Genomic DNA, 13,269 nt, shown 5'->3' on the forward strand with positions numbered 1-13,269 from the left:
CATAGTCAAGGAAAATCCCCTCCGCAAGACGGGGGAATCAACCCTACTCAAGACAGGAGTAAGTAAAGGGATAATTTGTTACTCTTAGCAAAGAATAAATGAACGTATTTTAAAAATTGAAAGTAGGGAAATGATGTATGATCCGTATTAGCCATTTGGTTCACGAGAGACTTATGTTCCTAGTCAAATTTTTGTACTCGCCTGCATACGTGGGTAGTGTAACACCAAGTTCCAGATTTTTAGCCAAAAATATGATAGAATCCATTCCATGGAGTGAAGTTCATGCTGTTGCCGAGCTTGGTGCTGGAACAGGGGCAATTACCCAATACATCCCGTCTGCTGCTGAATTTCAACCCAAGGTTTTACTCTTTGAGAAAGACCAAACCATGCAGCAGAGTTTAAAAAGAAGATTCCCGAATTATCTGTGCTATTCCGACTCGCGTGAGCTTCAGCTTGCTATGAAAAATGCCCAAATAGAACAGCTTGACTGCATAATCAGCGGGCTGCCTTTTTTCAATTTTCCACAAGCGATGCGGAATCAAATTGTAGAACAAATTCATCTATCGCTCAGGGATGGAGGAATGTTTGTCGCCTTTCAATACTCTAAACAGATGAAGCAGCAGTTAGGTGAATGGTTTGATATTGAAGAAATCAAGTTTGTGCCTATGAACGTTCCACCCGCATTCGTGTATGTATGCCGAAAGAAAGCATAAGAAAGGAGTATGCGTATGGACGTGGAATATTTAATTTCCATCATCGAACAATATGGCTATGCAGCATTATTCTTTTCTCTATGGCTCGGAATTGTGGGTCTGCCCATCCCGGATGAAGTCATCGTAATGACTGGCGGGGCTGTAACAGGCATGGGCATACTTCACCCGTTACCCGCTTTTTTAATTGTATATCTTGGGGTTATATCAGGCTTGTCCTTAGGTTATGTATTGGGGAGAACCGTGGGCACACCGATTCTAGAACGTTTACGCCGGAAGAAAAAAATGGACAAGTACATTACGTTTTCGGAAAAATTGATACATAAGTATGGAAACTTCACTATTTGCATCAGTTATTTGCTGCCGATCGTCCGTCACATTATTCCTTATATTGTCGGAATCAATAAAATGAGCTTCAAGCGCTATGCCCTCTTCTCTTATTCAACGGGTTTGATCTGGACGCTGATCTTCTTTCTGCTCGGACGTATCTTTGGCGATAATGTACAAGCAGCAGGAGAACTGATCCATCGTTATGGCTTGCAGATGGCATTGCTTCTCATCATGCTGGTCATTATATTTTTTATTATGAAATTGGTATGGGGGAAGAAAACAACGGAGGAGTAAAGGTTAAGTATATTCAGCATGTTCATTACCTACATGAAAAAGAAATAGACCGCCCTCTGGAAAAGGTTAGCGGTCTATTTTACTAATCCAACCATACAGCCACCGCCCTTATAAGCGGCTGTTGTAAAAGAGTGAGGATGTTGGCAGCATCCTTACTCTTTTTCAGTATATACTTATTAGCTTTAGTTTATCACAGGAAAAACCATATTGCCAATATGGCAAATCTTTTTAAGGGGCGGCTTTCCTTTCACACCATGTTACTTCTTTAATTGAAGCAACTTTACTAACTTGTCATGAATAGCAGTATTCGGATAATTCCCGCTAAACTGAGAGGACCCAGGTCCCATCGCGGTTAACGCCACATCAACAGATGTATGTCCTCCCGTGGTCCAGTCGATATAAAACTTCTCATCAGAGCCTTTTACAGTAAAAGGACCATCCTCTTTGGAGATGCCTTCACCGGATTCATCCTCCGCATCTTCGCCTTCAATCGCCAAACCGCCCGTTTCATGATCTGCCGTCACCAACACTAATGTATCTGGATGTGCTTTGGCATACTCTTTAGCTACTTTAACGGCCTTATCAAGCTGTTGCCCAGCCTTAATCGTTAACTCACCTTCATTGTCATGCGCCATCTCATCTGTTCCTTCTTCTTCTACCATCAGGAAAAAACCTTTTTGGTTTTTGGAAAGAACATCAATTGCTTTAGCCGTCATATCCGGTAGAGAAACCGTTGGGTTGTAAGAGTTACCCAGCTTGTTGTGAGCTTGGAACATCTCTTCATTGGCGAACAGCCCCAACAACTTAGAACCTTTAGCTGCTTTCATTTCTGTCTGATCTGTCACATAGCTATAACCCAGCTTCTTCGCTTGTTCTACTAAATTTCCTTGAGTTCCCTTACTCGCTTCCTCAGGATCTTCTGCCGGAGCATCTGCATGTTTGCCTACTGTTCCGGCAGGGTACCAAAAATCCTCACCACCGCCCAGAATAACATCTAGCTTGCTTTTCTCCAGATACTGTTTGGCAATCTCACTTTGAGCGGAGCGTTTTTCTACATGTGCACCAAAGGCGGCCCCCGTTGCGTCTGTCACTTGGCTTGTCGTCACGACACCTGTAGACATGCCTGCTTTTTTGGCCAGCTCCATAATCGTTGTCACTGGTTTTTTATTCAAATCCATTCCAATCGCACCGTTATACGTTTTCACACCTGTTGCAATTGCAGTCGCAGCGGCTGCAGAATCCGTAACCAGGTTATCCCCTGAACTTGTGCTAACCAAGCCGGTTACAGGCATGTTGTCCATTTCAAGCAATCCCGATTTCCCTACCGTCGCCAAGCGAATCGCGTTACGACTTGCTTCTCCCATACCATCGCCGATAAAGAGAATGACATTCTTAGGAGCATCGACTTTCGCTGACGAAGTTTTCAGTCCTTTGGATACCTGTGCGGTAGTAGACTTGGTATTAGATGAGGCTGCAAAAGCGTTAGGGATATTAGCAGATAACAATGGCGCACTCAAAACGGTAATGGCACCTAAAGCAAGGATACTCTTTTTCATTGAACGCTTTTTCACAAGGTCACACTCCAATAAATTTGATATTCATATATGATAAAGTAATCATATATTTGTTTTGTAAAGCATCGTCAAGAAATGGATTACGCGAATGTAAAAATTGGAATGGTCGCTTGATTATAAGAAAAAAGACACCGACTCTTGGAATACCAAAGTCGATGCCTTCTGATGCTTATATTAAATCGCGGCGATATTTTTGCCGATGGGCATAGTGTAGTACAGCGGTTTTTGCTGTCCATTTTGCTGATAGACTACAAGCAGCAGCGTGCGGCCTTCAGCAGTCAATGGGCTTCCCCCACTCAGGATATGATCCAGACTGAACGGCAGTACATCCAGCACCGCGTGCTTTTGCAGTTCCTTTTCACTCAGCTTCAATGAAGCAAAGGCGGGAATGATCTCGCGGTATGGTTGCGGCTGTTGGTTGCCTACATCCGTCCCACCTGTACTCTCCTTGCTCGTATCTGCCACAAAATCTGCAACCGCAGGTGACAACAGCGCATCCGGGTGCTGGAGAATCATTTTCATATAGCTGGACCAATCGTCCTTCTCCAAGGTATGTTCCCACCAGATTTTACGCGGCTTATATTTATGGTTAAGGAAATAATCAAGCTTCATCAGTCCAAGCACCATATCCATTCGCTTTGTTCCACGCGATTCCAGAAAGGACTGGAGACGCGTGAACAAGTCTTCGAGCTGATGTCCGATTTTTTGCCAGCCCTGTCCTTCCCAGTAGTCTCCGAATTCCTGAAAGAAATCAAAGGCGGACGAGAATTCACGCTCAATCAAGTAGTTGACTGTATGATCCATACGATGAGAGTTCCAGTATTTTTCCAATACATCTTCCAAGCGCTTGAGTCGAACGATATCGGCAAAAGAAAGGACGTCATTGCTCAGCATTTCATAAGGCGCCACGTCCATATACGTGTAATTGTACTTATCTGCGTCGATACGCAGTCCAGTGCCACGCAGCATTTTAAGGAAGCCAAGTTGAAGCTCTTCCGGGCCGAGTGCAAAAACGTCATTAAACGTTTTACGGAATGTGTTGTAGTCCTCCAAAGGCAATCCGGCGATCAAATCCAAATGCTGGTCGATTTTACCGCTTTGTTTGACCTTGGTAACAGTACGGGAAAGTTTGGTAAAGTTCTGGCGACGTTTAACCAACTCATTGGTGGGATCGTTTGTTGATTGAACGCCGATTTCAAAACGAAATACGCCCGGCGGCGCGTTTTCCGCCAAATAATCCAACACCTCGGGACGCATAATATCTGCCGTAATCTCAAACTGGAAGACGCAACCACGGTGATTTTCAATCAAAAATTTGAACATTTCCAGTGCATAATCGCGTTTAATATTAAACGTCCGATCCACGAACTTGATTAGGTTTGCTCCGTTATCGATCAGATACAGAATATCCGACTTTGTGCGCTCGATATCGTAATAACGCACCCCAACCTCAATGCTGGACAGACAAAACTGGCAGCTGAACGGACAGCCCCGGCTCGTTTCAAAATAAACAACCCGTTTCCCAAGTTCCGGTATATCTTCTGCAAAACGATAGGGCGACGGCAGCTCGTTCAAGTCCGCTTTCGGACGACCGGGCATCTGAATGACCTCTTCTCCCTTACGGTAAGCGAGTCCATACACAAAATGGAACTTGCGATCCCCTTCCAGCTCCTGCAGCAGTTGATGGAATGTTTCCTCTCCTTCACCAACGACGATAAAATCCACATTCGCCAAACGCTTCATCCAGTGATCCGTATCGTAGGATACCTCCGGACCACCCAGAACAATTTTGACCTCGGGCATAATCTTTTTCAACACATCAATGACTTTAATCGTCTCTTCAATGTTCCAAATATAACAGGAAAAGCCGATGACATCTGCCCCCCGTTGAAACAAATCGGATACGATGTTCATCACCGGGTCCTTAATTGTGTACTCCGCCAGCTCGATATCAAAGTCCTTTTCACTGTAGGCTTTGAGACATCGGATGGCCAGCGAGGTATGAATATATTTTGCATTTAACGTTGATAAAATGACTTTCATAGGTCACAACCTTCTATAGTTTGCATGGACTGTTATATCCTTACCTTAGTATAGCTATTCAAAATCCTCGTACACATCGTCTGCATAAATCTCGTCCTCGCTTACCGTTCCCCCGATATTCCCCTGATTTTGAAAAAAATCAAGAAACGGCTTGCCGTACTTGCGGAACTTCACTTCGCCGACACCCTTGATCCGCAACATGTCTGCCTCGGATTGCGGGCTCGCTACGCTCATCTCACGCAGCGTCGCATCATTGAAAATGATATAAGACGGTACATGCTCCTGAGCGGCCAGATCGCGGCGGATCAGGCGCAATTGCTCGAACACGGTTTCGTTGACTGCAGCCGGGTATGCATCGCGTCCCTGTCTTCCGCGTGAACCTGCTCCACCTGCAAAAGCCGTGGCATGTCGCACCACACGCTGCATGACTTCTCGCTGGCCTTTCAGCACTTCAGCCGCAAGCTGCTGCAAACGCACGACCGGATATTGTCCCTCGGACAACATCAGATAGCCTTCCGAAACAAGAACATTGATAATTTCGGCAATTTCTTTTTCCGTCCGGTTGCCCATCACGCCATAGGTTGGCAGGCTGTCAAAACCATACTGCAGCACTTTTTTGTTACGCGAGCCTTTCAACACCGAGGCGACCATCGAGACCCCATAACGTTCCCGCATGCGATGAATGCACGAAAAAATCTTTTGCGCATCTATGGTCATATCAACCAGTTCCCGCTCATCTGTACATGAACTGCATATGCCGCAAGCTTCATGCTCCTCCGCTTCTCCGAAATACTCAAGCTGTGCCGTACGTAGGCAACGAGTCGTGTAGCAATAATCAACCATCTGCTGGAGCTTGCGGTAGTCGTTGCGCTTGCGGTCTTCATCCTGTGGATTTTGCTCAATCAGGAACTTCTGCGTCACGATATCTTGCGGTCCAAACAGCAAAATACATTGACTCGGGTCGCCATCACGTCCTGCGCGTCCCGCCTCTTGCACGTAAGCCTCCATATTTTTAGGCATGTTGTAGTGAATGACATAGCGTACGTTCGATTTATCTATCCCCATGCCGAAGGCATTGGTTGCTACAATGACACGGATATCGTCGTACAGAAACCCTTCCTGGCTATCTGCACGTTCCTGATCTGTCATCCCGGCATGATAGCGTCCAGCCGCCATGCCTGCGTCACGCAGCCGTTGGTACAAATCGTCCACGTCCTTACGTGTCGCAGCATAAATAATGCCTGATTCACCCTCATGCTCACGGGCATAATTCAGTAAAAAGCTGCGTTTGTCTTCCCCGCGCAGTACACTGAACGCCAAATTTGGCCGTCCAAGGCCCGTAACGAACGTCTCCGGTGAGCGCAGACGAAGCAGGCGCACGATGTCATCCATGACCTGCGGTGTCGCCGTTGCCGTAAACGCCGCCACGATTGGGCGTTCATACAGCCCGTCCACGAATGGAGCCACGGCCAGGTAGCTGGTACGGAAATCATGGCCCCACTGGGATACGCAGTGAGCCTCATCTACCGCAACGCAGGAAATCGGCAACTGAGCCATTTCATCGCGGAACCAGTCCAGTTCCAGTCGTTCCGGTGCGACATACAGTAACTTCAAGTCACCATTCCGTGCGGCTCGTATGCGGTCATTCACTTCTCGACCACTCAACGTACTATTGATGTAGGCAGCAGCAATCCCCATTGTGGTCAGCGCATCCACCTGATCCTTCATCAGCGAGATGAGCGGTGACACGACAATGGTCAGCCCCTCATGCAACAACGCGGGGATCTGGTAGCATATCGATTTTCCGCCCCCTGTCGGCATGATGCCCAACGTATCGTTGCCCTCCAGCATACTGGCTACAATTTTCTTTTGTCCCTCCCGGAAATCGGGATAGCCATAAAATCTTTGCAGCAAGTCCTGCGCCCGTTCCAATGTTGGTGCTTGTACACTCATAGTTTCAAAACTCCTCATATTTCTAGCGTCCTTGACGCATATCGGCTTTTCTTTCGTTACCTTTAGTTTACCGGGGTTCAGGGTAATGTTCAACCGCTAGAAGACTGCCAATCTGGTTTAGTCCCTTATGGCGTTCGCTGTTTTCTCATGATATAGTGAACACGGTGCCGCAAATTTGTCCATAACTATGAAGAGACACGGCTCCAAGAAGGAGAAAGAACCCATGAACAATCGGAAACCCCAACGGAAAAATCATACAAAATCTACGTCAAACACAAGCCATTCCAAACGCAGTCATAAACCTGCCGGAAGATCTGGCTCCCATAAACCGGAAGCTCAACGGAGAACGAATGCTTTTGATAAAGCCCCTGCCAAAACATACATCGTCCAGGAGCCTGCCGAGCTGTTGAGCTTTTTAGTAGAGCATGTGACTGGCATGGGTCGTAACTCCATTAAATCAGCACTGGCTCGTGGGCAGGTGTCCGTCAACGGCATTCCGCGTACCGTGCACAATTTCCCACTGGAGCACGGTCAGACTGTCGCTCTTTCCAAGGAAAAAGTAACTCCCGTTGTACCACTGACTGGACTACGTATTTTGCATGAGGATGAAGCCATTATCGTTATCCATAAGGATGCCGGGTTGCTTTCCGTCGCTTCAGCGCAGGAGCAGGAAGTAACAGCATATCGCCAGCTTACGGCCCATGTGAGGCGCGAGCATCCGTACAATCGTATTTTTGTACTGCATCGTTTGGATCGTGATACATCAGGAGTGATGATGTTTGCGAAAAGCGAAGCCATACAGCAGGAAATGCAAAAAGCGTGGAAGGAAGTTGTGTATGAACGAACATACATTGCTCTTGTGGAAGGACAGGTTAAAAAAGCTGAGGGAACAATCACCTCATGGCTGAAAGAAAGCAAGACGCTAAAAATGTATTCCAGTCCTTATCCGAATGACGGACAGCACGCAGTCACTCATTACAAGCTGCTCCAAGCCAATCGGCATTTTTCTTTGCTCGAAGTACGTTTGGAAACCGGACGTAAAAATCAAATCCGCGTACATATGGAGGATATCGGTCATCCCATTGTTGGAGATAAAAAATACGGTTCCAAATCCAAGTCGATTGGGCGCCTTGGCCTACATGCGAGGATATTGTCATTTATTCATCCCGTCACCGGAGTATTGCTGCGTTTTGAATCCGATATTCCTAAAACCTTTTTGAATCCGTTTCGGGAGCAGAATTGAGCAAAGCATACGAAGATTAGATGGAAAAATAGAAGAGGTAGTGAGGGGGCTGTAGAAGACAGCACCCTTTTTTGATTGATTAAGCGGTATACCTCCGAACACCATCAGCCATTTTCATCAACTCATCCCATATATATATGGGCGTATTACACACTGGACAATCTACCCAACCGTTTAAATAGGGTAATTGGGCAAGCAGCTTGTTCTCTTCAATTTTTTGGGCATATTCGTGTAACCACTGCATATTAGCACCTTTATGGTCCAATGAACGGGGGCGGATCGGATGGGGAACCAGATTGTCTGAATTTACAGGATCTTTATCATAGACAACCAGGGTGTCATTCTGTTCATCAGGCCAAATATAGAGCGGGGTACCGCAATGCGGACAATCCAGCGTATATTCGTCACCTGTATCGAAGCTTTGTAGCATATAAGCTACGCAGCGATAACCCTGAAAAGCGGCACCCGCAGCCAGAACATAGCGTTTACCGATATCTCCTTCGTGTTCCTTCGCATAGAGCACCATTTCTTCAGTCAATTCTGCAAGCCGGACAATAGCATACCGATATTGCGTATAAATATATTCTGCCAGACTAGAATCCACTTTCACTTGGTCCCTTGTAAATTCCAATGGAATTTTGGTATGTAAGGGATTGTTATTCTTCGCTTCGAATATTCCGCAAATGTTATATATATCTGCACGAATCCCTATATCAGAACTTTTTAACGCAATGTCCACAAGATAAGGTACAGCTGCAAACGTACAAGTATACAACGTATTTTGGTGATACAGTTCCTCCCAATACAAGGTGTCAGCCATTTCGCCGTCATATCCGGCTTGGAGCTGCTTCAACATTTCTGGGACGTATTGAGAGGAACCGTAGGGGCCTTGGAGCAAAGTCCAGGCCGGATCGGACAAAGCCAGCATCTTGATACTCCTTTCACCGTTTTTTTACAGTAGAGGATCTTGCAAAAATCCAATAAGCGACTTTCAATGAACAAGACATAGAACGAAATGGTTTAGTTCGTCTATATCTTGCACTTCGGAGCGACTGGAATCGAATTTTGCAAAATCCCGACAGTAACATGGGATCGGTTTGTAAATTGAATTTTGCTAACAAAATTCATTTTAACTTCATAATTCTCAGCTTATTACGTTTATTTTATTATACGCATATTATTAGTTGAAGTTGCTTTTCTCGATTTACGCAATATACAAAATCACTATTTTTTCGGGTCTATATTCATATTCGGTTAAGCTTTCGGCATTGTGAAGGTGACACACATTAAATTAATGAATTACCAACCCAGTTCTTATGTTTTACTACGAGTTCTCTGTCCATTCAGTTCCTTCGTCCTATGCATAGTCTACATTATAAGTCCTGTTACTTAAAAATTGCTGAGTAAGAAATAAAGTATATATACGTTAAAATTTCCATACATGTAAAAACAAAGCCACTCCCCTGCCTGTTTTTAATTATGCCAAACGGGTAAGACATACTTGTTCAAGCCTTTAATCTAACACTAGAATCAATTTCATAAATGATTAAACCAACGAAGTGTATACTACATATAGACAAATTAAAACATTTTGATCTATATGTACTCTTTATTAAAGCTACTAAAGGTATTATGAAATGGATTCACTACAGAACTGATTTTATGAATCGGTATATGAAAAAGCGTGTTGGGAATATTATGTATGAATACTGCGACTATAAGGGGAAATAGCCTATGACCATAACACCGGAACAGCGGATTACCCTACATGGATTTAACAATTTGACTAAATCATTGAGCTTCAACATGTACGATATTTGTTACACCAAAACCAAAGAAGAACGCGAGGCGTATATTGAATATATTGATGAACAATACAACTCAGATCGGCTGACAGCTATTTTAAAAAATGTATCTGATATTATCGGCGCCCACGTGCTCAACGTAGCCCAGCAGGATTATGTTCCTCAAGGAGCCAGCGTGACAGTACTTATATCAGAAGGACCCATTGTGGAGGTACCAACTGAATCTTATGACGAGTCACCAGGCCCCCTGCCTGAATCTGTCGTGATACAGCTGGATAAAAGCCATATTACGGTTCACACCTACCCGGAATATCATCCAGACGAGGGGATCAGTACGTTTCGAGCAGATATTGATGTCTCTACCTGTGGGGAAATCTCCCCGCTCAAGGCACTCCACTATTTGACTCATTCTTTCGACACTGACATTATGACGATTGATTACCGGGTGCGCGGCTTCACACGTGATATGAATGGACATAAGCTTTTCATCGACCATGATATCGGCTCCATTCAAAACTATATTCCAGACGAAGTGCGCAGTCTGTATGACATGATAGACGTGAATGTGTATCAGGAAAATATTTTCCATACCAAATGTAAGCTAAAACAATTCGATTTGGACAATTACCTGTTCGGCTACACCAAGGAAAGTCTGAGTGAAAAAGAGCAACAAAATATATCAACACGTCTCAAAATCGAAATGGACGAAATTTACTACGGTAAAAATATGACGTAACAGATCGAATGCGTAAAAATAAAATAGATCATTTCATTGAAAAAAAGGATGATCGCTTGGACTGGAATACAGCCGGCTTTCGTCCTTTTTTAAATACAAAATAATAAGATATTACTCAACTTGATCTGTACAAGCGAGAGATTGTTCACTATGATAGGGGAAGAAACCACTAATTTAAAATATCAGCATGGATTTTACATTCACTTCTTATTGTAAGCGCAATCAATTGATCCTACGTATGATTTTGTTATGGAAGACAAAGGAGGAATTTGTATGCAAAGCGGTATTGGCGGTAAAAACATCATTTTACGATTGGAAATTTCCACCGGACACATCCAATTTGGTCAATTGATTACGCTGGTAAACGAACATGGCGGAGATGTGATTGCCATTGACGTCATTAGCACCTCTGAGATGGTCACTGTGAGGGATATTACAGTGACCATTGCCGATCCAGCAGAAATCGACCGAATGATTGCGCGGATTAAAAAAGCACAAGGTGTTAAGGTATTATCCATCTCTGATCGTACCTTCCTATTACACCTCGGGGGCAAAATTGAAATGCAGCCCAAAGTCCCAATTCAAAACCGCGATGACTTATCCCGGGTATATACCCCCGATGTGGCACGCGTATGCATGGCGATTCACGAGGAGCCGGACAAAGCTTTCCGTTTGACGATCAAGCGCAACACGGTCGCTGTCGTCTCTGACGGAAGCGCTGTCCTCGGGCTAGGTAACATCGGTCCCTATGCAGCCATGCCGGTTATGGAAGGCAAAGCCATGCTGTTCAAGCAGCTCGGCTCCGTCGATGCCTTTCCAATCTGTCTGGATACGCAGGACACCGAAGAAATCATTAAGGCCATTAAGCAATTAGCCCCAGCTTTTGGCGGTATTAATCTGGAGGATATTTCATCGCCACGATGCTTTGAAATTGAACAGCGGTTACGAAACGAGCTGGACATACCTGTTTTTCATGACGATCAGCACGGCACAGCTGTCGTTTTATACGCAGGGCTGATTAATGCGCTCAAGGTTGTCGGCAAAGCCCTGTCTGACGTCAAAATTGTCGTCTGTGGTATCGGGGCTGCGGGTGTGGCTTGCACCAAAATTTTGCTATCTGCAGGGGCTGTCAACATCATTGGCGTAGACCGTCATGGAGCTCTAACAGCTGATGAAACATACGAGCATCCGATGTGGAACTGGTATGCGCAGCATACCAACCCCGAACGGCTGTCCGGCACGCTGTCCGAGGTTCTGAAGGACGCTGACGTGTTTATCGGACTGTCGGCAGGAGGACTACTGCAACGAGAAGACGTGAAACGTATGAAAGAAGCCCCGGTGCTGTTCACTATGGCTAACCCAGTTCCCGAAATTGCGCCAGAGGATGTTGAGGACATTGCGGGTGTCATCGCCACCGGACGTTCGGACTATCCTAACCAAATTAACAATGTGCTTTGTTTCCCTGGCATCTTTCGAGCGGCGCTCGACTGCCGTGCCCGTGAAATCAACGAAGAGATGAAGTTGGCGGCCGCAGAAGCCATCGCAGGCACAATCCGTCCTGAAGAACTGAACAAGCTGTATATAATCCCTGGTGTATTTAACGAGAGTGCGGTTCAACGGGTGCGTGAAAAGGTAATTCAAGCCGCGATTGCGAGCGGTACAGCCAGAAGAGTGCCTCGGGATTTCAGATAAAAGAAAAGGATTGCTCCCCTACATGCGGGTGCAATCCTTTTTGCCATGGAAAGATTAGGCTGCATATCCGTTATCTTTACAGCGGTTATGACCTCCATTTAGAGAACAATTGACTGGCACGCTGGGCAAACTCCTCCAGATTAAAGTTGGAGTTGTCCAGCTTGTAGTACCATTTTTTAATCGTATCCAAAATCCATGAGGGAACCTTAACCTCCGAGATACCGGAATAAAACGTATGATACGCCCACACCAAATGCTCCCAGCGCTTATCATCGCCTTCCTTCACGTATTCAGATACGTCCAATACCTTGGCACGTCCGTCTTGCATGAGTACATTCTTGAGGTGAATATCACGGGGATTCAGCCCCTTGGATCGGACAAATTCCCTCGCCTTTTCCACATCCAGAATAACTTGCTCTGGCACAGGAATTCCTTGCAGCAGACAATCCAGCAGCGTAATACCGGATTCATAACTTATGACAATATACTTGTCGCCTTTTCCATAATAATGAGGAAAAAAGTCAGACCCTCGCAAACGCTCATATACGTCGGCCTCCGCATCTTTCTTCTCGATCGCCATGTCTGAGTACACCTTGAATGCGTAGCCTGGCAACGTATCAAGCGTAAATACGGCCGCATCTGTCCCGATGCCAATACAGCGGACGTCTTGAGTGGCTGTTTTAATGGTAACCGGATCATTATCCTCTGTACTGTATACGGTCACTTGACTTATGATGTCTTCTGCCTGCCTCCATTGTTCTACCATGCACGATCCCCTCCTTCTCTGTTCTAAACCAATACCAATGAAGTTAGTTCTATAACAGATAAACAGTATTACGGGTTATCTTTTGGAATGGCTTCAAAATAGGTTATTTTTTTAGAAGATACG

Annotated in this window: 10 protein-coding genes; 5 read left to right on the forward strand and 5 right to left on the reverse strand. The window is 45.3% G+C overall.

Going from position 1 to position 13,269, the window contains the following annotated elements; genetic code table 11:
* Positions 1–137 precede the first annotated feature (137 nt).
* Together AC5ELV_RS04255 and AC5ELV_RS04260 are read left to right on the forward strand one after the other, a co-directional pair.
* Positions 138–713 carry a class I SAM-dependent methyltransferase gene (locus AC5ELV_RS04255; RefSeq protein ID WP_029516416.1) on the forward strand — a complete coding sequence of 192 codons (576 nt, stop codon included), beginning with the start codon at positions 138–140 and terminating at the stop codon, positions 711–713.
* Positions 714–728: 15 nt separating this feature from the next.
* Positions 729–1,334 carry a DedA family protein gene (locus AC5ELV_RS04260; RefSeq protein WP_493429232.1) on the forward strand — a complete coding sequence of 202 codons (606 nt, stop codon included), beginning with the start codon at positions 729–731 and terminating at the stop codon, positions 1,332–1,334.
* Between the two features lie 257 nt (positions 1,335–1,591).
* On the opposite strand, the gene AC5ELV_RS04265 is transcribed toward AC5ELV_RS04260, so the two are convergent.
* From AC5ELV_RS04265 to recQ, 3 genes are all read right to left on the reverse strand, one after another.
* Entirely contained in the window at positions 1,592–2,905 is a 1,314-nt protein-coding gene (locus AC5ELV_RS04265; RefSeq protein WP_493429233.1) for an alkaline phosphatase, read from the reverse strand.
* Positions 2,906–3,082: 177 nt separating this feature from the next.
* Complete coding sequence (locus AC5ELV_RS04270; protein WP_493429234.1) at positions 3,083–4,951, reverse strand: B12-binding domain-containing radical SAM protein; 1,869 nt, start codon at positions 4,949–4,951, stop codon at positions 3,083–3,085.
* A 54-nt stretch (positions 4,952–5,005) separates the two neighbouring features.
* Complete coding sequence (gene recQ, locus AC5ELV_RS04275; RefSeq protein ID WP_493429235.1) at positions 5,006–6,904, reverse strand: DNA helicase RecQ; 1,899 nt, start codon at positions 6,902–6,904, stop codon at positions 5,006–5,008.
* 223 nt (positions 6,905–7,127) lie between these two features.
* Here recQ and AC5ELV_RS04280 point away from each other — a divergent pair, with 223 nt between their 5' ends.
* Complete coding sequence (locus tag AC5ELV_RS04280) at positions 7,128–8,147, forward strand: RluA family pseudouridine synthase (protein ID WP_493429236.1); 1,020 nt, start codon at positions 7,128–7,130, stop codon at positions 8,145–8,147.
* 79 nt (positions 8,148–8,226) lie between these two features.
* On the opposite strand, the gene AC5ELV_RS04285 is transcribed toward AC5ELV_RS04280, so the two are convergent.
* The gene (locus tag AC5ELV_RS04285) at positions 8,227–9,075 is read right to left on the reverse strand and encodes a hypothetical protein (protein ID WP_493429237.1); all 849 of its coding nucleotides are present in this window, start codon (positions 9,073–9,075) and stop codon (positions 8,227–8,229) included.
* 806 nt (positions 9,076–9,881) lie between these two features.
* Here AC5ELV_RS04285 and speD point away from each other — a divergent pair.
* Complete coding sequence (gene speD / locus AC5ELV_RS04290) at positions 9,882–10,688, forward strand: adenosylmethionine decarboxylase (protein WP_493429238.1); 807 nt, start codon at positions 9,882–9,884, stop codon at positions 10,686–10,688.
* Between the two features lie 273 nt (positions 10,689–10,961).
* The gene (locus AC5ELV_RS04295) at positions 10,962–12,380 is read left to right on the forward strand and encodes an NAD-dependent malic enzyme (protein ID WP_493429239.1); all 1,419 of its coding nucleotides are present in this window, start codon (positions 10,962–10,964) and stop codon (positions 12,378–12,380) included.
* 85 nt (positions 12,381–12,465) lie between these two features.
* Here the strand turns inward: AC5ELV_RS04295 and AC5ELV_RS04300 are convergent, their stop codons facing one another.
* Positions 12,466–13,146: a protein kinase family protein gene (locus AC5ELV_RS04300; protein ID WP_069291431.1), complete on the reverse strand. Its 681-nt coding sequence runs from the start codon at positions 13,144–13,146 to the stop codon at positions 12,466–12,468.
* Positions 13,147–13,269 lie beyond the last annotated feature (123 nt).

Source organism: Paenibacillus sp. NMA1017, assembly GCF_058895805.1.